The sequence below is a fragment of the Synechococcus sp. R5-15 genome (genome assembly GCF_047462035.1).
Taxonomy (GTDB): domain Bacteria; phylum Cyanobacteriota; class Cyanobacteriia; order Thermostichales; family Thermostichaceae; genus Thermostichus.
This window is the reverse complement of sequence record NZ_JANSIK010000100.1, coordinates 1-22,122: the sequence shown is the minus strand read 5'-3', so window position 1 is coordinate 22,122 and position 22,122 is coordinate 1. Positions and strand designations below refer to the sequence as shown.

The window sequence follows — 22,122 nt, the reverse complement described above, 5'->3', positions numbered from 1 at the left end:
GCCAAAACGCTGACCTGCCGCTCTGGGTCATACAGGGCAATGGCGCAATTGGATAGGTTCAAGCTGAGGGCCAGTTCTCGGGCTACCGTTTCCAAGATTTTTTGTTCATCCAAAGTGGAGCGAATTTCTTCGGTGATGAGCTGGAGTAGCGCTTCGTCGTTGTAAGCTTGTTCGAGCTCTGCATTGCGCACCCGCACTTGGTAATCCAATTCAGCATTGGTCTGTTGCAGCTTTTGATAAAGCTCTGCCTGCTGAATGGCCACTGCCAGGTGCTCCCCAATGGCCTTGGCCAACTCGATCTCATCGGTTTGCCAATCCGGATCTGAAGTCAGGCGCCGCAGCGATAGCCCGCCCCACATTTGTTCCTGACAAGCCACCGGGATCACCAGCCAAGGGCCCAGTTGGTATTCTCGCTTCTCATAAATGGCAAAGGGATCGGCAATCTGCTCCGGATCCTGGACATGAAAAATTTGCAGCCGTTTCAAATGATCGAAAACCATAAAATCCCTGCTATCCGGCAGTCGCAGGTTCAGATTGTTGGGCAAATTAGGAAATCGGCTATGGCTGGCAATGCCCAACCACACGGCCTCAGCGGGCAGGTACTGATAAAGGGTAACTCGTGCTGCCTGCAACACTGCCCCCACTTCCCGCACCGCCACATCAAATAGGGTGGGTAAGTCCAGAGAGGTGTTGATGGCCTGAATGAGCTGATTAAACAGTCTTTCTCGCTGCAATTGCCGCTGCAGCTTCAGCTCGGCTTGCTTACGAGGGGTGATGTTTCTGATGATCACCAGCACTTGATCTTCCCCAAAGGGGACGATGCGAGCCTGCCGATATTGGGGCTGAGGGGATCCCTCTGGGCAGGGGTATTCGATCTCTTGAGCTTGCCGGGTTGCCAAGGCCAGCTCCAGATGCTCGCGAATGGCTTGGGCTATGGGTTCCGCCCCACCGGTGCAACCGGTATCAGGAAACAGCTCTTCAGGAGTTTTGCCCAGGTAGTAGGCAGGGGGATGGGGGACAGAAAAATGGCTGGGCGGCTTGAACTCCAGACATCGGCCCTGGCGATCCAGACGAAGCAGCATGTCGGGCAGGGCTTCCAGGAGCTGGCGATAGTGGCGCTCTCGCTCGGCCAAGGTGATCTCTAATTGCTTGCGCTCGCTGATATCCAGGGTCACGCCGACAATCTCGCCGGGATCCCCTTTCGGCCCCAAGAGCACAATCCCCTGGGAAAGCTGCCAGCGCATCTGGCCGTCGGCCTGGTAAACCCGATATTCCACCGAAAAGTTGGGATCCCCCTCTACCACCCTGGGCCCAGCCGTCTGCAAAGCTTCTTTCACCCTTTGGCGATCTTCCGGGTGAACGTGCTGCAAAAACACTTCTAAGGTGAGATCTTGGCCGGGATCCAGCCCGTATTTGGCCTTGCATTGGGGAGAGGCAATCAACTCCCAGGTGCGCAGATCCAGTTGCCAATAGCCCAGTTGGGTGGCTTCTAAGGCCAAATAGAGATGCTCTGGATAAAAGCTGCCGTCTCCTGGCCGCACCGGCACCAGGCGGTATCGAGTTGAAGCCATCTCCCTCACCAGACGGTTAATTTGCCGCAAGCCCTGCTTCATTGTGGACGATTTTTAGGAGACGTGAGGGATCCTACTATTCGAATTGTTAGAAATTTCTAACCTTAAGCATGGCTCCAGAATGACTTTGGAAATGTATTCTTTGACACCAACCCTTCAGCCTGAGCTAGGCTTCAAACCCACGGGGAGAAGGCTACCCTGCTGATGCGACCGGGAGGCTTTGGGCCGGGCTTGTGGGAAAGGGGGGTGCCTCTGCTATAGTATCGTCAGTTGCATTTCGGATCCCAAGTGGTGGGATCCCCCTGGCAGGTAGGGTTGGGGCAGGTTTCGAGATGTCTTTGCGCTCTTGCGAGAGTTGACGTTGCGTTGAGCTTTCTCGGTGTGATCCTGCCCTTAGCCTGCGTGAAGCGTTTTCTCTTTTTTATGCTTTCCTGTGCAACGTTAAGCCTGACATTTAATCACAGAAAACTTCTCCTGCTCTCGAGTTTGGGTTTATCTGTAGTAAGACCTGTATTCAGATTTTCCCGATGGGTTGACGGTTTCCTGTTCGCCCTGGCGCGGCTTCTCAAGGTGCCGTTGCCCTCTTCATTTGGTTAGCGGACGGGGAAACAGAAGATTGCTAGATCTGGACAATTAGCAGGGCCGAGGTTGTCTTCACTTCCTTGGGCTTTGGCTTAAGTTTTCCTTTCCCCGGGTATCTCTTGCAAAGTTGCCCGATGTTGGCGATGGCAACAGGATAGTCTGTTTAGCCTGCTGTTAGGTTTTCTGGATTCTCTGAGTTGGGTTGATGGGCTGGCCCGCGGCATGGCGAGCGAAGGGATCCCTTTGACCTTTCTCAGCAGACTTCTCCCTATTTTTTCCTAGCTCAACTCAATCATTTTCCAACCGAAGAATTCAAGGTTATTGCTGTGGTTTGTAAAGTTTCTCCCAGTTTGGATCGACATAGCCAGTCGAGTGAATCTGCTTTGCTTGGCCAGGCTTCATTGCCCCAAGGCCACCCCTTGGATCCCCTTAGCGCCGAGGAAATGCGGCAAGTGGTGCAGATCCTGCGCCGGCAACGGCCCCTCAGTTCTCAGTGGCGCTTTGTAACCATCCAGCTACAAGAGCCGGAGCGGCCTTGGATGGAAGCGTGGCAGCCGGGGCAGCCGTGGGATCGGCAGGCTTTCGTGGTGCTGTTGGATCCGGCCAGTGGCAACACCTACGAAGCCGTGGTCTCTCTGTCAACACAGCAGGTGCGCTCTTGGCAGCTCGTTCCGGGCGTGCAGCCCCCTCTGCTCGACGATGAGGTGTACGCCTGCGACCGCCTGCTCAAGGAGGATCCCCAATTTTTGGCGGCTCTGCAGCGGCGGGGGATTGCCGATGTGGATTTGGTGATGGTGGACTACTGGACGGTGGGCTACTTCGGGATCCCGGAAGAAGAAGGGCGGCGGCTGGTGCGAGGCTTTTGTTTCCTACGTACTTCCCCTTGCGACAACGGCTATGCCCGCCCCATCGAGGGGCTCTACCCCTGGATTGACCTCAACCGCATGCAAGTTGTCAAGGTGGAGGATCGGGGTCTGTGGCCCTTGCCGCCGGAGTCCGGTAACTTCGACGAGCTGTTTTTCAAAGATTTTCGCCAAGACTTGAAGCCGCTAGAAATCACTCAGCCCCAAGGGGTGAGCTTCCAGGTGGACGGCCACCACATCCGCTGGCAGAAGTGGGATCTGCGCATCAGCTTTAACCCGCGAGAGGGGCTCGTCCTCCACCAGGTGAGCTACGAGGATCAAGGCCGCCTTCGCCCCATTCTCTACCGCGCCTCGGTAGCAGAGATGGTGGTGCCCTACGGGGATCCGCGGGATCCCCACTGTCGCAAAAATGCCTTTGATGTGGGGGAATACGGCATTGGCATGCAGGCCAATTCCCTGCAGCTGGGCTGCGACTGTCTGGGGGAAATCTACTACTTCGATGCCTGGCTGCCCACCAACAGCGGTGAGCCCATGCTTTTGAAAAATGCCGTCTGTATGCACGAGGAGGACTTTGGGGTGCTCTGGAAGCACACCGACTGGCGCACGGAACGGGCGCAGGTGCGGCGCTCGCGGCGGTTGGTGCTTTCCTTTTTCACCACCATTGGCAACTACGACTACGGCTTTTTCTGGTACTTCTACCAGGATGGCACGCTGGAGTTTGAAGCCAAGCTCACCGGCATCATCAACACTTGCGCCACGTTGCCGGGGGAAGAGCCGGAGTTTGGCGTCTTGGTGGCACCCCAATTGTCCGGCCTCAACCACCAGCACTTTTTCACCGTTCGCCTGGATATGGCAGTGGATGGGCCGTGCAATTCCCTCTACGAAGTGCATGCAGAACCTCTGCCTCTGGGGCCGGATAACCCTCACGGCAACGCCTTTCGCGCCCGCTCCACCCTGCTCAAAACCGAGCAGGAGGCTAAGCAAACGGTGGATCCCTTGCGGGGCCGCTATTGGAAGATTGTCAACCCCAATCGCCACAACCGCCTGGGACAGCCGGTGGCCTACAAACTGATGCCGGGGGAAAACGTCCAGCTTTTGGCCCACCCCGACTCTTGGCTGTACCGACGGGCAGGATACCTGGCCCACCACCTCTGGGCCACGCCCTACCATCCCGGCGAGAAGTTCCCAGCAGGGAACTACCCCAACCAACATCCCGGTGGCGAAGGGCTGGTGCAATGGACGCAAGCGAACCGCTCCCTGGAAAACACCCGCCTGGTGCTCTGGTATAGCTTTGGCTGCAATCACTTCCCCCGCACCGAAGACTGGCCGGTGATGCCGGTTAGCTACATCGGCTTTATGCTCAAGCCCCTGGGCTTCTTTGAGTGCAACCCAGCTCTGGATGTGCCTCCTCCCCCGCCGAAGACCAAAGGCTGCTGCAGCTTTATTGACTACCCCCCTGCCTAGAGGGCGAGGATTCTTTCAAGTGCCAACAGCTTGGGCGCGACAGGAGTGAGAGGGGAGGCACTCTTCGCCCACGGGGCTTGAGACCTGGTTTCTGGGTCACCGTAGCAGGTGCCTTCCATTGCTCAGCCCCGGTCTTTGGTGCTGGGCAAAAGCTCTGCTCAGATCTGCTCAGATTGAGAGTTCACAAGCTGCTGCGAATCACAAACGAGTAGTTGCTGCCCGGTTCCAGCAGATAGTCGGATTTTTCCAGAAAGCGGCTCAAGGGCTCGCAAATCAAAGCTCGCCCCACAGAAGGCTCCACTCTGAGTTCCCCGGCCCGAAAGCGCCAGCAAAAGCGCCAAACCCAACCATTGGCATTGACTTCCCCCTCAATGGCACCCTCTTGCCAAGAGCGGCGGGTAATTTGGATATGGGCAGTGGTTTGAGGCAGTCGGCTCATCCGGCATCTCCCGACGGGATCCCTTGTAGGGTAGCGCGTGGCTCCCTCGCTGCCGCCAGCAGGTCGAGTATGGCGAGTGAGGCAGCAGGAGCTCAACCCGTGGGGAGGGATCCCGTACACAGGGTCAGTTCTTTCGATCTTCTGAGAGCGGCTGCAACAAACCCCCCAGGGCAGGGGGGCTGTTTCCTGAGCTCCTGCTAATAGGAAAAGCTGGTCAGAGGCTAGCGAGCGGCAGTTGCAAGGGTCTTCGAGGATTTTTTCTCTGGCTTTTCAGCCGCAACCTCTGCTAACAAAGCTCGCAGGCTGGGAAAAAGGAAGTGGTTCTCCTCGACATATTGCGCGCCGAACAACCCCTTCTCCGCCCAAAAAAACCGATCAACGGTATGCTCATTTCGCCGCACCAAAATCAGCGCGGGGGGCTGAATAGACTTTTCCTGAATATACTTTCGAGCAGCGGTTACAGACTTCTCTTCACCACTGTCCAGATTAAATTGAGGAATGTGATCTAAAATTTTGCGCCCTTCCAGACGACGGCGACTCTTACGCTTTCTTCTCCTAACCAATGTAAGCCTCCTGTAGAAGGATGACCGAACAACCGCAACCGCAAAGAATATATCAGCGCTGCTTAAGAAAAGCAATAACTTTTACCCATTTTTGTTATCATCTTTTACAAAGGCAATAAAGACAGCAGTCGCCCTCAAAGCCCTTGAAGGGTTACTTATGGACGCGCCCAAAAAAATCTAATCGGGAACCTTTCTCCGAACAAAAAATCCTCCAACAATCGCCTGCAAAGAGAGCTGGCGATTGGGCGTTTGCTAGGTTGACTGCTGATATTGATAGGAAATCCACGGGCTCTGACACCTGCGAAGAAAGTCAGATGCCGATGTGGGAGATCCGCATCAAATCTGGCCCCTAGCCTAACATTAACAAAAACGATACTCAACAGAACATATACCTAAGCTCAGCTTCAAGACAACCCCCTCTGGGCTGAAGTGCTAAGTCAATTGCCAATGCTGCAAGTCTGGAGCTGCTCAACCGAGGAGAGAAAGGGGCACTCCGGTGCCGGGCTACCGTTGAACAGCGCATGTAAGACTGTACAACCAACTTCTTGTTTCTACAAGAGATCCACTGCAGATCCCCAGCATGTCCACACAGCCCTTTCGCGAGTTCATCCTGGGAGCCCTGGAGTGAGGAGTTCTGGTACCGTAGGGATTGGATGGATCCCGCCTCAGGTGCCGGCAAGCTGGAATGAGCTTGATGGGCATTCAGGACTGCGTTGAACCGATTAGACGGAATTCAGGCATCTTGCTAGTCTGGCTTCAGGTTTGGCTGCACCTCAAGGGCTTGGGTCTATCTTGTCTGGGTTTGGGGAGTTTTGGGCATGATGAAATTCGCGTTGCTGATGGGTCTGGGACTCAGCCTGGGATCCCTGCCGGTTTGGGCACAGGGAGCAACCCCGCTGCCTAGCCCTGCTGCCACTGCTTCTCCAACTTCGGGGGAGGCTCCGGCCACAGCAACTCCTAGCCCTCTGGCATCTCCGACTCTAACCCCAGAGCAAGTCACCGATGCCCAGGTGGAACAGTTGGTGCGGATTCTGTTGGAGTTGGATCCCCTGATCCGGGAAGCCAGCGCCCAACTGCGGGAAACCCAGAACGAGGAGGAGTACGAGCAAATTATGCAGCGCACAGAAACCCAAGCCAGCCGCATTGTCGAGGAGCAAGGGCTGACAGTGCTTCAATACCGCGAATTGATGACCTTGGCGAACGAAAATCCTGTTCTCAACCAGCGGGTTCGGGCCCGCTTGCAAGAAGTTTTGCAGGAAGGGGAAGCTTCCAACTCTCCAAAGCCGGCCACCCCGACGCCTACACCCTAGGCTGAGCTGGCTTGCCTTGGCCAAAGACAGGGAGAACCGCCGCAAGGTAAAGCAGGTGTGGTTGGCCTCGCTGTTGAGGTGAATGCTTCCTTGCAACAGGCTTACCCGCTGCCGCACAAGGGCCAACCCCAACCCTGTCCCCCCTTGCCGCCAGGGATCCGCGCTGGGCACCCGATAGAACTTCTCAAATACCCGCTTTTGCTCTTCCAGGGGAATGGTTACGCCGGTGTTGAGGACTTGGATGTCCAGGTGGTCGGAATGGCAGGTGGCCTGAAGGCTGATCAGGTGCCCAGCAGGGGTGAATTTACATGCATTTTTCAGCAATTCCGCCAGCACCGACTTTAGCACTCCCGGCAGGGTAAAAATGGCAGGCAGTCCTGGAGGGATCCCAAGGCTGAAGCGCTGATGGCGGCTATGGGCCTCCTGAGCAAAGGGCTCCGCGATCTGGGGCAACCACTCTTGCAGCTCCAACCAGCAGGGCCGCTGTGAACCGTTCGCGTTAGCGGGACGGAGTCCCTTGAGCATCTCCAACTGCTGCAGTTCCAGCAGATCCTCGACCAGTCTGATCTCCCGCTCACATTCGTTGTCCAACACCTTCAAGTACTGAGAGATTTTGGCCAGATCCGGGGATCTGGGAGCGCCCTGGGCAGGCAGCAGGACGGAGCTGAGCAGGCGGATGGCCATTTTCATGTTGGAAAGAGGAGTGCGCAGCTCGTGGGACACCGTGCTAAGGAAGTCATTTTTCAGGCGATCCAGCCGCTGCAATTCCTGTATCTGGCGATCCAGTTGGGCGGTGCGGGCCTGTACCTTTTCTTCCAGGGTGCGGTTCAGCTCCTGAACCTGTTGGAGCAATTCCGCCTGCCGAATGGCGATGGAGAGGTGATCGGCCAGGGCCAAGATCAGATCCTGATTGGTGGCCAGCCAACCGGGACGTGCTGTTTTCAGCTAGAACCCGCAGGAGCCCCGCACTCTATTAGTGGCTAGTGACTAGTGGCTAGTCACTACCCACTCACCACTATCCAGGGTCAGTGCCGGAAGGAATGCGGCCTTCCTTGATGAAGTACAATCGGCGCATGACCCAAGTCCTGACTGTAGCTTGCAAACTCAAGGTGTCCCAGTCGCAAGCTGCAAAATTGGATGCGACAATAGATGCCTTTGTGCAGGCGTTGAACTGGGTGAATCAGAACACACCACAAAAGACAGCCAACGCCGTCAAACTGCAATCCCTTTGCTATACTACCAGATGGTACCTCAAGGCAGCTATCCAGAGTGCAGTCCACAGTGGTGATCGGGGCGGGGCCAGCTGGATTGAGTGCCGCCTACGAGCTGAATAAGCAGGGCTACCCGGTAACGGTTTTGGAAGCGGATCCGGTGCAGGTAGGGGGGCTATCCCGCACTGTAACCTACCAAGGCTATCGCTTTGATATCGGTGGACACCGCTTTTTCTCCAAGTCGGCGGAAATTGAGGCTCTGTGGACGGAGATTTTGGGCTCGGAAATGCAGGTTTGCCGTCGGCTTTCCCACATTTTTTACCGAGGTGTTTTCTTTGATTATCCAATTCGACCTACGGATGTTTTTGCCAAACTGGGGCCAGGGTTTACCACCCTCTGTCTGCTCAGTTACCTAAAGGCGCGCCTCTTTCCCAGGCCCAATCCTGTATCTTTTGAAGATTGGGTCATTAACCAATTTGGGGAACGGCTGTATCGCACTTTTTTTAAGACCTACACCGAGAAAGTGTGGGGGATCCCTTGTCACGAGATCAGCGCCGACTGGGCAGCCCAGCGGATCAAGGGTCTGTCGATGGCTTCTTTGATCCGTAAAACCTTTTTCCCCAACCGAGAGGGGGTGATCAAAACCCTGATCGATCGCTTTCGCTATCCTCGCCTAGGGCCAGGCCAGATGTGGGAGCGCGTTCAAACCTTGCTGGCAGAAGCCGGGCAGCCGGTACAACTGGATCGCAAGGTTACGGCAATCCACTGGAACCGGGCCGGAGTTCAAGCTGTACAAGCCTGTTCTCAAGGGGGAGAGACCTTTTGGGTGACCGGCGAGCAGTTCATTTCCACCATGCCGCTGCGCTCTCTGGTGCGGGCTTTGGTACCTGCAGCACCGGAGCCGGTGCGAGAGGCTGCCGAACAACTGCGGTATCGGGATTTTTTGACGGTGGCTTTGCTGGTGGATGAGCCCAACCTATTTCCAGATCACTGGATCTACATTCACGATCCCTCGGTGCGGGTGGGGCGTATCCAAAACTTCAAGAATTGGAGCGCGGACATGGTTCCGGATCCCTCGGTCACCTGCTTGGGTTTGGAGTATTTTTGCTCAGCGACGGATCCCTTTTGGGGACAAACCGATGGGGATTTGATGGCCTTGGCAACGCTGGAATTGCAGCGGTTGGGCCTGCTGGGGAAGGCAAAGGTTTTGGGCGGCACAGTCATTCGCGCCCCGAAAGCCTACCCGGTTTACAATCACGGCTATCAAGCTCACATCCAGACCATTCGAACCTTTTTGGAAGAAGCACTGCCCAATTTGCAGGTGGCAGGCCGCAACGGCATGCACCGCTACAATAACCAGGATCACGCCATGATGACGGGCCTTTTGGCCGCTCGCAACATTGTGGCGGGGGAACGGCGCTACGATGGGTGGCGGGTCAACCAAGATGCTGAGTATCTGGAAGAGGCGGATTCAACAGCAGCCTTGGCGGGAGGACGGGCGGTGCCCCGGGCCCTGGGTCACCGGAGCTAGCGGCAAAAGGGATGCCGCTGGGGGCCAGCTTCGCCATCCAACACCTCTAGGATGGCCTTGGCAGCGCGAGCCAGAACGCCGGGTTCTCCCAGGGCCGCCCGCATCGCGACGTAGTCGGCTTGCAGTTGGGCTTGGCGTTCCGGCCGAGTTAGCAACTCCAGTGCCAGTTGGGCGATCTTCTCCGGCTGGGCCTGCTCCTGCAGCAACTCCGGCACAATGGGGCGCATCTGCACGAGGTTGGGCGGAGACATGAAGGGCACCGACACCCTCAGCCAATGGCGGGCGATCCAGAAGGTGATGGGGTTGAGGCGATAGATCACCACCTGGGGGATCCCCAAGATGGCCGTCTCCAAGTTCACCGTGCCCGACTTGGCCAACACCAAATCAGCCGCTGCCAAGGCGAGGTGATGAGCTTTGTGGGGGGAGAAGAAGGGCAGAGCTTGGGGATCCAAAAGGGTGAGGTTGAGCCCAAGGCGGCGGGCAGCCCGCGCAATCGGGGCAGCAAAACGGGGCGAGGCCAGGGGCACCCAAAACTGCGCCTGAGGCAGGTGAGCTTGCAACAACTGAGCGGCCTTGAGCAAGACAGGCAGAACCGAGCGCAGCTCTTGCCGACGCGAAGCCGGCACCACCACCACCACCGTGGCTTCGGCAGGGATCCCCAACTGGGCTCTGGCGGCAGCACGGCTGGGCACAGCGGCCAAAATATCCAACAGGGGATGGCCCACATACTGGACATGGGCTCCTGCCGCCGCGTAGTAGCGGGCTTCCTCAGGGAAAATCGCCAACATCAGCCGCATCTGCTGGGCCAGTTGGTAGGTGAGGCGGGCATCCTGCGACCACACCCACTCTTGGGGAGCAATGTAATAGACGGCAGGGATCTGCCGCCGTTGCAGCAGACGGGCAATGCGGCTGTTGACGCCGATGTAGTCCACCAGCACAGCCACATCTGGCGGGTCTTGGGCCAAAAAGCGGCGAATCTTCCATTCCGTCCAGAGGGCGGGGCCGATAAAGGGAAGAGCCTCTAAAATGCCAACAGAGCTGATCTCGGTGGTGCGGTGCAACAGACGGGCCCCCGCAGCAGCCATGCGCTCCCCTCCCACGGCGGTGATGCGCAGCTGAGGGCGTTGGCGCAGCAATTCTTCAATCAGATGGCCGGCCTGCAGATCCCCTGAGACCTCGCCCGTGCAGATGAACAGGTGGCTCACCAGAGCTACACTCCCGACCCCAATCTTTAGTCATCCAGCTCTGAAGTGCTCTGCACCGGCGGATCTTCCCCCCTCCCGCGCAGGGCCGGCAGAGGGCCACGTCGTTGGGGCTGGGAGAGGGAGTCTTCCAAAAATTGCAGCAGATGTTGCAGGGATCCCGTCTCGTCCACCCACTCTTTCCCCTGCAGAGAAAGGATGTGGCGCTCTCCCTCCGCACCGCTGTTACAAACGACACACAGGCTGCTGCGCAGTGTTTGCAGCGCTTTTTCCAAAGGCAACCCTGAGCGGTACAAAAATCGGTAGACCTGCCGCAGCAAGGGCAGGGATCCCTCCATCCCTTGGGCTCGCCGCAGCCCCACCAAGTTCAGACCGCGGATGCGAGCCGGATGTCCTTCCACCAACATGTAGGGGGGAACGTCGCGGTCAACCCGGCTCATCGCCCCCACCATGGCCAAGCGCCCAATGCGGGTGAACTGGTGGATCCCGACCATGCCGCCAATGCGGGCTTGAGACTCGATGTGGATATGGCCGGCCAAGGAAACAGCATTGGTAATCACCACCTGATTTTCGATGACGCAGTTGTGGGCGACATGGGTGTAGGCCATCAGCAGGTTGTGATCTCCGATCAGGGTGGCTTCCCCTTCATTGGTAGCCCGGTTGATGGTGACGAACTCGCGGATGCGATTGCCTCTGCCGATTACCACTTGAGAGGGGGCGCCGCTGTACTTCAGATCCTGAGGCTCGGTGCCCACAACTGCTCCCGGAAAAATGTGGTTGCCCTCGCCGATTTCCGTCCAGCCATCGATCACCACATGGGCCCCCACCACCGTATGGGCAGCAATGCGAACATGCTCGCCGATCACCGCATAGGGGCCAACCTGCACCGTTTCGTGCAGCTCAGCTTTCGGATGGATCACCGCAGTGGGATGAATCCGCTCCCGTGAGCGGTGCGGCGCACTTGCAGAGATGTTGGGAGTGGATCCCGCTGAAGCGAACGAACTCATTTCCGACCTAGCCAGCAACTGTGGTTACGCTCCCAACCCTGCGAAGGATCACCAAGACTTGACTCCAGGGGAGATGAGCCTTAGAGCTACGCCCCACTGTCGCGACAACATGTTTACCGTATCCCGACAGAAAGGCGCAAGCAGCCCCTGAGCCATCTTTCTATCCCAACACTTTATCTCAATTGCGAGAACACCCACACCGGAGCGCCTCCTGGATGGCCGCTGTTGGCCCATCAATCCACCAGGGAGAACATCAGCTCCCCCTCGGTTACCAGTTGCCCTCCCACCTGAGCGCGGCAGAACATCTTGCCAATGCGCCTCTGGCGAATGGTGAGCAAGTCGGCAGAGAGCAGCAGCTGATCCCCCGGCAGTACCGGGCGGCGAAAGCGAACGCCATCGATCCCGGCAAACAGGGCCAAACGCCCGGCCACGTCCGGCAACTTGGTCAACACGATCCCCCCTATCTGGGCCATGGCCTCGACGATTAGGACGCCGGGCATGATGGGTCGGTTGGGGAAATGCCCTTGAAAAAAAGGCTCGTTGAAGGTGACGTTTTTCAGGCCCACCGCCCGTTGCCCCGGTTGATACTCCACAACCCGATCCACCAGCAAGAAAGGATAGCGATGGGGCAAGATCTCCAAAATCTGCTCCGTTGTGAAGACGGGGGGAGCGGTTGCCAATTGAGCGGCTGCTTCAGCCGAGAGAAGGGGAGGAGGAGAGACATCAGAGGACATGGTGAACCCACAGAGGCAGAGGACAAAACCAAATCCCGGACGGGGAGGACGGCAGGCCAGAACTCAGCCAAAAGAGCACCCAGGGAGCTGCGGAAAGGAGGGGAATGAAGCGGATCCCACCCTGGGGATCCCCTTGAAGACAAGTGCTCCGCACCGCTCTCGCAACTGAGGATGGCAGGGTTGTGGCTGCGCAACCGGATCCCTTGCTCCCCCTCACTCTTCATGGATCAGCAGGGATCCACTCTTGAGCAACTGCTCGGCCAAACGGTGGTGCAGGGCATGGCCCGCCTTGTAGGCCACAATGTGCCCCTGCAGTCGGCAGCCCAGGAGGCTGAGATCTCCTAGTAAATCTATCAGCTTATGGCGCACCGGCTCATCTGGGTAGCGCAATGGCCCCAACCACTCGGTTTGGCTACAGACAATGGCATTTTCCAGGCTGCCCCCCTGGATTAGCCCCCGTTCCCGGGCCAGCTCCACATCCTGCTGGCGGGCGAAGGTGCGGGCCGGCGCAATGGACTGGACAAAATCCGGCCTGTTCTCCCTCCAGCTCAGCCACTGTTCTCCAATCGGGCAATCGGCAAAATCGATGCCATAGGTAAAGCGGGCTGTAGGATGGGGGAGGGCGCTGACAAAGGCTTCCCCCGCCCAGACAGTGACCGGTTCTTGGATCACCCCCAGCAGGGCTGGCTGATCTTGGGCCTGGATCCCGGCCTGGGCAATGGCCTCTACAAAGGGCAGGGCAGAGCCATCCAGAATCGGCAGCTCCGGCCCCTCCACCTCGATGCGGCAGTTGTCAATGCCCAGGATGTAAAGGGCGGCCAGCAGGTGTTCCACCGTCTGCACTTGAACAGAGGGGGATCCCTGCTGCAACAGGGTGCAGAGATGGGCAGGGGCCAGGGATCCCAACCGAGCCGGGATCTCAGGGGATCCCGGTTGATCCACCCGCACAAAAACCCGACCGCTGCCGGCAGGAGCTGGATGCAGACTGCAGCCAATTGGCAGGCCGGTGTGCAGGCCAACGCCTTCTAGGGCAATAGAGCTGGCTAAGGTGTGTTGCCGGCCTCTCATCGTGCTCCGCAGCGCTAGTGCAAACGCTCTTGGCCCTGGTCGAAAACGCGGTAATACAGCTCCCGATAGCCCACGCGCAGGTTGCTGCTGGCATCTGCCAACTTGGCTTTGTGGCTGCGGGTGCCGTAGGCGCTGAACACCTCGTAGGTATCTCCCTCAAAGAAAAAGGAAGAGACATCGGACACCTCTTCGCCCCCCAGCAACTGCCAGCGCCCCTGGCGAAACTGCAGCCGGTAGTGGGCTTTATCCAAGCTGCCGGAAGGACGGTCGATAATGGCGTCGATGCTGCCCTCGTAGAACGGCTCGGCACCACCATTGGGGATGGATATGTCCACAGGCCACACGTCCACAGCGATATCTCGGTAGCGGCAGTTGGGCCGGTTGCACAGGCGAATCGAGCGCATGACCTCGGCAATGGCTTCCAGCCGCTGCCGCGCCTCGGCCAGAGAAAACCGCTCTGAGTCGCTATCGCGAACGAGCTGGGGCGATACCTGAGCCGGCCCTGCCAGCGATGAAGGGGCAGCCAGCGCCGGGGATCCCCAGCAGCATCCCACCAACACCAGACAAATCAAGCTCAGCCAACAACGGTATGCGGATCCCATGGATGCAATCTATGACAGAATCAAGCTCCTCTTCTCTACTCTAGGCACTCTGGGGGATCCCAACCTGATGCCGATATTACCCCACTCTGGCCCTGAACAACTGGCGCAGGTACGGCTTGTATTGGTGCAGCCGGCTGGGCCGCGCAACCTCGGCGCCATTGCCCGCGTGATGAAAAACATGGGCTTCAGGCAGTGGGTGCTGGTGGATCCCCAATGCGATCCCCTCGATATGGAAGCGATCACCACAGCCGTGCATGGGGCAGACCTGCTCCATCAAGCCCGGAAGGTGCAAACTTTGCCCGAAGCCCTGCAAGGGTGTGTGCAGGTTTTCGGGACAACGGGGCGCAGCCAAACCTACCCACCCGAATGGCAAATTCAGTCCCCCCGCCAAGCCTTTCCCGCTCTGCTGGCCGCCGGCCCTGCCGCCCTCGTGTTTGGCCCCGAAGATCGCGGCTTGAGCAACGAGGAGCTGGCCCTTTGCCATCGCCAGATCCAGATCCCCACCGATGCGACCTATCCCTCTTTAAACTTGGCCCAAGCCGTGGCCATTTGTTGCTATGAGCTGTACACCCTCGTCTGCCAGAGCCCTTCCCCTGCTCCTCCTATGCCCTCGCCTCAAAGGCTTGCCCCCTTCGAGCTGCTGGAGGGATTTTTCGACCACTTAGAAGCGCTGTTGCTGCAAATTGGCTACCTGCACCCCCACACAGCCCGCCGCAAAATGCTCAAGTTTCGCGCCCTGTTCCAGCGAGCCGGCCTGACCGTAGCCGAGGTGGCCTTGTTGCGCGGGATCCTGCGGCAACTGCAATGGAGCCAGGGATGCTCTCGTCAGGAACCTCTGGAAGCAAATGCAGCTCCCGTCCCGCCGACGCAACCAGATTCCAGCAGGACCCCATCTTGACCCCAAGGCTGGGCCTCCAGCCCCGCCCTACCGCTACCGGAAGCAAGCTAGAAGGGCGGCTTCCTGCTTTCAGGCGGCGCGGAGCGCTTGTCAAGAATCTTGAGGCTTTGGCCGTGGGAGAATATCGGAGAATATCAATGCTAGAGCTTAAGGGTGGCGCGGGGATCGTAGGATTGAACCCGCTGCAGCTTTTCGTAAAGTTCTCGCTCTTCTTCGGAGATCTGGGTGGGCAAATGGATCTGCACCACCACGTAAAAATCCCCCCGTTCTCCGTTGCCTTTGGGAAATCCCCTTTCCGCCAGCCGCAACTTTCGCCCCGGCTGCATGCCAGGTGGGATCCGCAGCTTCACCACCCCATCCAAGGTGGGCACTTCCACCTGGGCGCCCAAAACCGCTTCGCTGGGGCTGATGGGCAGATCGCAGTAAACGTCGAATCCCTCTAGGCGATAGAAGGGGTGGTCTTTCAGCTCAATTTTAAGGTACAGATCACCGGCACCGCCGTTGGGGTTGGGGTGGCCTTGGCCGCGCAGGCGAATCCGCTTCCCTGGCGTAATTCCCGGCGGGATGTTTACCTCGAGCACGCGATCCCCGCCCACCCGCAGGCGACGCTTGCCCCCCTCAAAAGCTTCTGGAATGCTGATCTGGATGGTGGCCTCAGCATCGTAACTGGTGTTGCCAGTGGATCCCGAAAATCCGCTGCTGCGGTCTGTGGTTTGGCTGCGCACCCGGCCCAGCAGTTGATCGATGAAGTCTTGAAAATCATCAAATTGGCTGAAATCGACGCCACTCCCCCCAAATCCGCTCCCCCCAAAGTCTTGGCTGAAGGGGCTGCTGCTGTAGGTGTAGGCATCGCGGCTGGAGCGAAACCCGCCCTGCTGATAGTATTGGCCAAATTGGTCGTATTGCCTGCGCTTGCTGGGATCCGAGAGAACTTCGTAGGCTTCGTTAATGTCTTTGAATTTCTCTTCAGCCGCTTTGTCGTTGGGGTTGACATCTGGGTGATACTTGCGGGCTAGGCGCCGATAGGCTTGTTTCACCTCATCGGCAGTGGCCGTTTTGCTGACCCCCAAAATCTTGTAGTAGTCCTTAAAGTTTTGCATGGAGGCGTCCGCAGGCAAATCGCTGAGAGTGGGCAGAAAACCACGAGGCTAGGCGTCCCCCGCAAGGGCTCCTTCCCTCCGACCTACTGAAGAAAATGAGGAGGCGGGCTAGACGCCATCGCCCATCCCGTCCCTCCTCATTATCGGCGCTACAAGTAAGGGCGGGATCCGCCCTGGGCCCGCGGCCCACGGAGGGATCCCTGAGCAGTCACTTGCTCTCGGTGAAGTCGGCATCGATCACATCATCGCTGCCGCCGGAGGTTTTCCCTGAGCCGGGAGTGGGGCCAGAGGAGGCCCCCGGCTGTTGATACAGCTCGCTGCTCATGGCGTAGAGAGCCTCTTGCAGCTCCCGCTCTTTGCTCTGGATGGCGCTGTCGTCCTCCCGCTGGATGGCCTCCCGCAGTTCTCGCACCAGAGTCTCGATTTGGCTGCGTTTGCTGGAGGAGATCTTGTCGCCCAACTCCTTCAACTGCCGCTCGGCCTGGTAGGCCAGAGAATCAGCCTTGTTGCGGCGCTCGATTTTCTCCCGGCGGGCCCGGTCTTCGGCAGCGTATTTCTCCGCCTCGGCAATCATGCGCTCCACCTCTTTGCTGTCCAAAGTAGAGGCGCCGGTGATGGAGATGCTCTGCTCTTTGCCGCTGCCTTTGTCTTTGGCCGTCACCTTGAGGATGCCGTTGGCGTCGATGTCGAAGGTGACCTCGATCTGCGGCACACCGCGAGGGGCCGGCGGGATCCCGTCCAGCTTGAAGCGGCCCAGAGATTTGTTGTCGCGGGCCAGCTCTCGCTCCCCTTGCACCACGTGGATTTCCACGGAGGTCTGCCCATCTTCGGCAGTGGAGAAGATCTCCGACTTGCGGGTGGGGATGGTGGTGTTGCGCGGGATCAGCTTGGTGGCCACGCCGCCCAGGGTTTCCACCCCCAAGGACAAGGGGGTGACATCCAGCAGCAGCACGTCTTTGACTTCGCCCGCCAGCACACCCGCTTGGATGGCCGCCCCAACCGCCACCACCTCATCGGGGTTGACACTTTGGTTGGGTTCTTTGCCCAGCAGCTCCCTCACCAGCCGCTGCACCGCCGGAATGCGGGTGGATCCCCCCACCAGCACCACTTCGTTGATGTCGGCCTTGGTGAGCTTGGCATCCCGCAGGGCTTGTTCCACCGGCCCCTTGCAGCGCTCCAGCAGGTCGGCACAGAGGTGTTCAAATTGAGCGCGGGAGAGCTTCAGCTCCAGGTGTTTGGGCCCATCGGCAGTGGCAGTGATGAAGGGCAGGTTGATGGTGGTTTCGGAAACGCTGGACAGCTCGATCTTGGCTTTTTCCGCAGCTTCCGTTAGCCGTTGCAGCGCCTGCCGGTCTTGCCGCAGGTCGATCCCTTCCATTTGCTTGAACTGCTCGGCCATCCAATCGACGATCTTCTTGTCGAAGTCATCGCCGCCCAACTGCGTATCGCCGCTGGTGGATTTCACCTCGAAAACACCATCCCCCACTTCCAGGATGGACACGTCGAAGGTGCCGCCGCCCAGGTCGAAGACGAGGATGGTCTCGTTGTTGCGCTTGTCCAAGCCGTAGGCCAAAGAGGCTGCTGTCGGCTCGTTGATGATGCGCAGCACTTCCAAACCGGCAATGCGGCCCGCGTCTTTGGTGGCCTGCCGCTGCGAGTCGTTAAAGTAAGCGGGAACCGTGATCACCGCTTGGGTGACTGGCTGGCCCAGGTAGCGGCTGGCATCATCCGCTAGCTTGCGCAGCACCATGGCCGAGATCTCTTCCGGCGCAAATTCCTTGTTCAGGCGGGGGGCGTATAACTTGACATTGCCCCGCTCATCCCGCCGTACCTGGTAGGAGACCCGCTTGGAGTCGGCATTCAGCTCATCGTACCTACGACCGATGAACCGCTTAACCGAGTAAAACGTGTTTTCCGGGTTGAGCACCGCTTGGCGGCGGGCCATTTGGCCCACCAGGCGCTCTCCATCTTTGGTGAAGGCGACCACCGAGGGTGTGGTGCGAGTACCCTCAGCATTGGCGATGACGGTGGGGACACCCCCCTCCATTACGGCGACAACCGAGTTGGTTGTGCCCAGGTCAATTCCTACAACTTTTCCCATCGGCTCCTTATTCTCCTCTTCTTGAGTACATTGCTTCGGTTACCGCCGCCAGCCTGTGTGAAGTAGCTTGGGCAGCCAATCTGTGAAAATCCGGCAGATGCTTGGTCACTTCCTGGGTCGATCCTAACCAGCTGGTTGGCGAGGCCAGGGCGAGAATGCCGCCCATTTCTCGGGGCTGAAGGGCAGACCGGTTACGGATCTCCGTACCTGCAGCAGCCTTGCTTTCGGTGCCGCTTGGGGTATGGCCTGGGTTGGCAGCTATTGGCAACTCTTGGGGGACTGCTGCCAGGCTAACTCTGGATAAGCTGCAGCGCCTCCAGGCCGCGGTTCACAACGGTTGCGGCCAGGGGCAGGTAGCCCATCTCCTCGGCCAGGGCTTGTCCTTCGGTAAGGGCCCAGCGGAGCACAGCTTGCAGGGCGGCGGCCATGGCGGGATCCGAGTACCGGCGGTAGGTCAGGATCCAGGTGTAGGTGACGATGGGATACGCTCCAGGGCCAGCGGGATCCGGCACAAAAGCCCGCAGGTTTTCCGGCAGCTCAATTTCGCTCAAGGCCAGGGCCGAGGCTTCCGGGGAGGGGAGAATGAACTCGCCGCGGCGGTTCTCCAGAGCTGCCACCGACAGATCCAGCTCGCGGGCATAGACCGACTCCACGTAGCCGATCACCCCTTCGCTGAGAAGCATTTGGGCGCTCATGCCCTCGTTGCCTTTCACCCCAATGCCCACCGGCCACTCCAGCGACATGCCAGCACCGACTTCCGAGGCCCAAGCCGGATCGATGGCGGCCAGGTGGCGGGTAAAGGTATCGGTGGTGCCGCTGCCATCGGAGCGGTAGCAGACGGTGATGGGCAGATCGGGAATGGTTAGCTCCGGGTTCAGGGCCAGGATCTCCGGATCCCGCCACTGGTCGATTTGGCCGCGAAAGATCTTCACCAAAACGGGTCGAGACAGCTTGAGTCCAGAAGGGATCCCCGGCAGGTTGTAGCCTACGGCAATGCTGCCTGCGGTCATCGGGATCATGACCACACCCCGCTTCACCTCGGCGATCTCGGCATCGGTCATGGCCACATCACTGGCGGCAAAGTCCACTGTCTGGTCAATAAATTGCCGGATCCCAGCGGCGCTGCCCACCGGTTGGAAATTGATCTCCACCTTGGGATCCACCTGGCGGTAATCGGAAAACCAGCGCAAGTAAAGAGGAGCCGGAAAGGTGGACCCGGCCCCGTTGATCAGCAAAACTTTGTCGGAGGACTGGCTGCCGGAGGCAGGAACGGGATCCCTGCCGCTGGGTTGGTCAGAACGGGATCCCCTTTGGCAGGCGCTCAAGGTAGCGCCGGTGGCCAATAAAGAAAGCAACACTTCTCGGCGACGGAAGCGGGGCAGTTGAGCCATGGTTCAGGTTCTCCGAGGTCACCGCCCCGATCCTTGTCTTGCCTGCGGGGCCCTGTCAAGGGTTGCCGGCGAGAGCTCTTGGGATCCCGTGCGTGGCCCACTTTCCCCAGGTGGCTGTCTTTTCCCTCTGCGCCATCCCCGTATTCCTCGCTACGCTTCCCAGCAAAACTCAGGATCCAACCCAAGTCCAGAAAGGAAAGACAGAAAATGGAGAATTCAAGAGAAAAACAAAGAAAAACAGCGCAAACAAGAGATTGAGCGAGCTGAGTTCTGCGGCAGTTGCACAGAGATCCCCAAGCCAAAGCCTTGTCTGGCAAGGCTTAGCGGTTTTTGGGCCTGAGTCCCCCCGCACCAGAAAAATCTTGACATATTCTGGAATAAGGCAATATATTGTGGATTCTGTGCAGAAATCCTGCGCTGTTCACATCTCGGTATCTGGGGGACTACTATGCCGACTTTGACTCGTTCTCCCTGGACACTGCGAGACAGCGAAAAGCTCTATCGCATCTCAGGTTGGGGGGATCCCTACTTCCGTATCAACGCCGCCGGTCATGTGGAGGTGACCCCACAGGGCCTACAGCAGCAGGAACCGGGCATTGACCTGTACCACTTGGTGATGGATCTGGTGGCACGGGGCCTGCAGTTGCCCCTCTTGATTCGCTTTCCCGAGATCGTGGCCGACCGCATGCGGCAAATTTGCGAGAGCTTTCAGCAGGCCATCCAGCGCTTTGGCTACCCCAACGTGTATCGAGGGGTCTATCCCGTCAAGGTGAACCAGCAGCGCCACCTGGTAGAAGAAGTGGTGAAGCACGGTCGCGCCTACCACTTTGGCCTGGAGGCGGGATCCAAGCCGGAGCTGTTGATTGCCCTAGCTTTGCTGGATACTCCCGGGGCTTTGCTGATCTGCAACGGCTACAAAGACCGGGATTTTATGGAGACGGCTCTCTTGGCCCAGCGGCTGGGGCGCACACCCATCATCGTTTTGGAGCGGCTGCAAGAGCTGGAGCTGGCGCTGCAGGCTGCCGACCAACTGGGCATTGACCCCATCTTGGGGGTACGGGCCAAGCTCTCCGCCCAGGGCAGTGGACGCTGGGGCACCTCGGCTGGGGATCGGGCTAAGTTCGGCCTCACGGCCACCGAGATTTTGCAAGTGGTGGAACGGCTGCGGGAAGCGGGCAAGCTGCATTGTCTACGCCTGTTGCACTACCACATCGGCTCCCAGATCTCGATGGTGAGCGTGCATGGACGAGCCGTGCGGGAAGCCAGCCAAATCTACATCGAACTCACCAAGCTGGGGGCCCCCATGGGCTACCTGGATATCGGCGGCGGCTTGGGGGTCGATTACGACGGATCCCAGTCCCCCAATCCTTTTTCCCAGAGCTACAGCATGGAGGACTACGCCGCCACCGTGGTGCAGACCGTGCTCACCGCCCTGGAACCCCACGGGATCCAGCCGCCGGTACTGGTGACCGAAAGCGGACGCGCCCTGATGTCCCACCAGTCGGTGCTGGTGTTTGACGTGCAAGATGTCAACGCTGCCAGCCCCTACCCGATGCCCACCCAGCTCACTTCCGATGCGGAGGTGATCCAGAAGCTAAACCAGCTTTACTACCAAATCCAGCCCGATACTCTGGTGGTCAATTACCGCCGTTGTCAGGAGCTGAAGGAGGCCGCCCTGCGCCAGTTCACTGAGGGATCCCTCAGCTTGCAGGAGCGAGCTGAAGTGGAGCGGCTGTTCTGGAACTGCTCCGACAAGATCTGCACCTTGGCCTACGAGCAGCACCAAGCAGGGCACCCCGTGGCAGTGGATCTCCTGGATCTGGACGAGATGCTGGCCAGCATCTACTACGGCAATTTCTCTCTATTCCAATCCCTGCCGGATAGCTGGGCCATCGACCAGGTCTTCCCCATCATGCCGATTCATCGTCTGGATGAGGAGCCACGCCAATGGGCCACCCTGGCCGATCTCACCTGCGACAGCGACGGCAAGATCAACCGCTTCTTTGGCGAAGATGGGCAGATCACCTCGGTCTTGCCGCTGCACGACCCCAACGGACATCCCTACCTGCTGGGGGTGTTTCTGGGGGGCGCTTACCAGGAGATTCTCGGAGATCTGCACAACCTGTTTGGCGATACCAACGCGGTGCATATTCGCTCCCGCCCCGGCGGCTACCACGTTTCCCAAGTCATCAAGGGGGACACCATCGGCGAGGTGCTGAGCTGGGTGCAGTACAACAGCGAAGATCTGGTGGAGACCCTCCACCACGCCACCGAGACCGCCCTGCAGCGAGGGCAGATCACGCTGGATCAAGCCCGCGCCTTGCAGCAGCACTTTGAAGACAATCTGCGGGCCTACACCTACTTGCACTGAAGGTGGTGTTCCTCGAAAAAATCCCTAAAACCAAACAGGGATCCCGGCCTAGGTTGTGTTGATCTTTCATTTGAGCCAAAAGAGAGCACTGACGAGATAGAGAAAACTCAAGAA

The 22,122-nt window shown here is 58.7% G+C and carries 16 protein-coding genes and 2 pseudogenes; 6 read left to right on the top strand and 12 right to left on the bottom strand.

Going from position 1 to position 22,122, the window contains the following annotated elements:
* The coding region (locus NW839_RS09515; RefSeq protein WP_414380599.1) for a PAS domain-containing protein at positions 1–1,571 on the bottom strand (1,571 nt) is incomplete at its 3' end.
* Positions 1,572–2,479: 908 nt separating this feature from the next.
* Between NW839_RS09515 and NW839_RS09510 the strand changes: the two genes are divergently transcribed.
* Positions 2,480–4,480 (top strand): primary-amine oxidase, encoded by a 2,001-nt coding sequence (locus NW839_RS09510; protein WP_414349954.1) that lies wholly within the window; start codon positions 2,480–2,482, stop codon positions 4,478–4,480.
* A 181-nt stretch (positions 4,481–4,661) separates the two neighbouring features.
* Here NW839_RS09510 and NW839_RS09505 read toward each other — a convergent pair whose 3' ends face one another.
* On the bottom strand, positions 4,662–4,919 hold the full coding sequence (locus NW839_RS09505; protein WP_414329773.1) for a DUF3146 family protein: 258 nt from the start codon (positions 4,917–4,919) through the stop codon (positions 4,662–4,664).
* A gap of 221 nt (positions 4,920–5,140) precedes the next feature.
* The gene (locus tag NW839_RS09500; protein ID WP_049749658.1) at positions 5,141–5,482 is read right to left on the bottom strand and encodes a DUF3155 domain-containing protein; all 342 of its coding nucleotides are present in this window, start codon (positions 5,480–5,482) and stop codon (positions 5,141–5,143) included.
* An 818-nt stretch (positions 5,483–6,300) separates the two neighbouring features.
* Here NW839_RS09500 and NW839_RS09495 point away from each other — a divergent pair.
* Positions 6,301–6,792, top strand: a complete 492-nt coding sequence (locus NW839_RS09495) for a DUF4168 domain-containing protein (RefSeq protein ID WP_414380597.1) — start codon at positions 6,301–6,303, stop codon at positions 6,790–6,792.
* A gap of 48 nt (positions 6,793–6,840) precedes the next feature.
* Here the strand turns inward: NW839_RS09495 and NW839_RS09490 are convergent.
* Positions 6,841–7,557: pseudogene (locus NW839_RS09490) on the bottom strand (sensor histidine kinase); the annotation flags it as partial.
* 308 nt (positions 7,558–7,865) lie between these two features.
* Between NW839_RS09490 and NW839_RS09485 the strand changes: the two are divergent.
* Positions 7,866–8,027: pseudogene (locus tag NW839_RS09485) on the top strand (RNA-guided endonuclease TnpB family protein); the annotation flags it as partial.
* 34 nt (positions 8,028–8,061) lie between these two features.
* Complete coding sequence (locus NW839_RS09480) at positions 8,062–9,534, top strand: NAD(P)/FAD-dependent oxidoreductase (RefSeq protein ID WP_414349955.1); 1,473 nt, start codon at positions 8,062–8,064, stop codon at positions 9,532–9,534.
* Here the strand turns inward: NW839_RS09480 and lpxB are convergent.
* From lpxB to NW839_RS09455, 5 genes are all read right to left on the bottom strand, one after another.
* Entirely contained in the window at positions 9,531–10,739 is a 1,209-nt protein-coding gene (gene lpxB / locus NW839_RS09475; RefSeq protein ID WP_414349956.1) for a lipid-A-disaccharide synthase, read from the bottom strand. The two genes, NW839_RS09480 and lpxB, sit on opposite strands and share 4 nt — an antisense overlap.
* 26 nt (positions 10,740–10,765) lie before the next feature.
* Positions 10,766–11,743 (bottom strand): acyl-ACP--UDP-N-acetylglucosamine O-acyltransferase, encoded by a 978-nt coding sequence (gene lpxA / locus NW839_RS09470; protein WP_414341661.1) that lies wholly within the window; start codon positions 11,741–11,743, stop codon positions 10,766–10,768.
* A 233-nt stretch (positions 11,744–11,976) separates the two neighbouring features.
* Positions 11,977–12,477, bottom strand: a complete 501-nt coding sequence (fabZ, locus tag NW839_RS09465; protein WP_011434327.1) for a 3-hydroxyacyl-ACP dehydratase FabZ — start codon at positions 12,475–12,477, stop codon at positions 11,977–11,979.
* Positions 12,478–12,690: 213 nt separating this feature from the next.
* Positions 12,691–13,545, bottom strand: coding sequence for a UDP-3-O-acyl-N-acetylglucosamine deacetylase (gene lpxC / locus NW839_RS09460; RefSeq protein WP_011434326.1), 855 nt, complete (start codon positions 13,543–13,545; stop codon positions 12,691–12,693).
* A 14-nt stretch (positions 13,546–13,559) separates the two neighbouring features.
* Complete coding sequence (locus NW839_RS09455) at positions 13,560–14,147, bottom strand: hypothetical protein (protein WP_414329482.1); 588 nt, start codon at positions 14,145–14,147, stop codon at positions 13,560–13,562.
* Between the two features lie 67 nt (positions 14,148–14,214).
* Here NW839_RS09455 and NW839_RS09450 point away from each other — a divergent pair, with 67 nt between their 5' ends.
* Complete coding sequence (locus tag NW839_RS09450) at positions 14,215–15,045, top strand: RNA methyltransferase (RefSeq protein ID WP_414349957.1); 831 nt, start codon at positions 14,215–14,217, stop codon at positions 15,043–15,045.
* Between the two features lie 140 nt (positions 15,046–15,185).
* Here the strand turns inward: NW839_RS09450 and NW839_RS09445 are convergent, their stop codons facing one another.
* The 3 genes from NW839_RS09445 to pstS all read right to left on the bottom strand — a co-directional run bounded on the left by NW839_RS09445 (position 15,186) and on the right by pstS (position 19,637).
* On the bottom strand, positions 15,186–16,145 hold the full coding sequence (locus NW839_RS09445) for a DnaJ C-terminal domain-containing protein (protein ID WP_414349958.1): 960 nt from the start codon (positions 16,143–16,145) through the stop codon (positions 15,186–15,188).
* Positions 16,146–16,353: 208 nt separating this feature from the next.
* A complete protein-coding gene (gene dnaK, locus NW839_RS09440) occupies positions 16,354–18,246 on the bottom strand; it encodes a molecular chaperone DnaK (RefSeq protein WP_414329477.1) in 1,893 nt (630 codons plus the stop codon).
* Between the two features lie 290 nt (positions 18,247–18,536).
* Positions 18,537–19,637 (bottom strand): phosphate ABC transporter substrate-binding protein PstS, encoded by a 1,101-nt coding sequence (gene pstS / locus NW839_RS09435; RefSeq protein WP_414349959.1) that lies wholly within the window; start codon positions 19,635–19,637, stop codon positions 18,537–18,539.
* 448 nt (positions 19,638–20,085) lie between these two features.
* Between pstS and speA the strand changes: the two genes are divergently transcribed.
* Positions 20,086–22,008, top strand: coding sequence for a biosynthetic arginine decarboxylase (gene speA / locus NW839_RS09430; RefSeq protein ID WP_414349960.1), 1,923 nt, complete (start codon positions 20,086–20,088; stop codon positions 22,006–22,008).
* Positions 22,009–22,122: the final 114 nt, after the last annotated feature.

Coding starts and splice junctions, on each gene's coding strand:
- NW839_RS09495 (WP_414380597.1), top strand. CDS start 6,301: ATGATGAAATTCGCGTTGCTGATGGGTCTGGGACTCAGCCTGGGATCC.
- NW839_RS09445 (WP_414349958.1), bottom strand. CDS start 16,145: ATGCAAAACTTTAAGGACTACTACAAGATTTTGGGGGTCAGCAAAACG.
- lpxA (WP_414341661.1), bottom strand. CDS start 11,743: ATGAGTTCGTTCGCTTCAGCGGGATCCACTCCCAACATCTCTGCAAGT.
- NW839_RS09505 (WP_414329773.1), bottom strand. CDS start 4,919: ATGAGCCGACTGCCTCAAACCACTGCCCATATCCAAATTACCCGCCGC.
- NW839_RS09450 (WP_414349957.1), top strand. CDS start 14,215: ATGCCGATATTACCCCACTCTGGCCCTGAACAACTGGCGCAGGTACGG.
- fabZ (WP_011434327.1), bottom strand. CDS start 12,477: ATGTCCTCTGATGTCTCTCCTCCTCCCCTTCTCTCGGCTGAAGCAGCC.
- pstS (WP_414349959.1), bottom strand. CDS start 19,637: ATGGCTCAACTGCCCCGCTTCCGTCGCCGAGAAGTGTTGCTTTCTTTA.
- NW839_RS09455 (WP_414329482.1), bottom strand. CDS start 14,147: ATGGGATCCGCATACCGTTGTTGGCTGAGCTTGATTTGTCTGGTGTTG.
- speA (WP_414349960.1), top strand. CDS start 20,086: ATGCCGACTTTGACTCGTTCTCCCTGGACACTGCGAGACAGCGAAAAG.
- lpxC (WP_011434326.1), bottom strand. CDS start 13,545: ATGAGAGGCCGGCAACACACCTTAGCCAGCTCTATTGCCCTAGAAGGC.
- dnaK (WP_414329477.1), bottom strand. CDS start 18,246: ATGGGAAAAGTTGTAGGAATTGACCTGGGCACAACCAACTCGGTTGTC.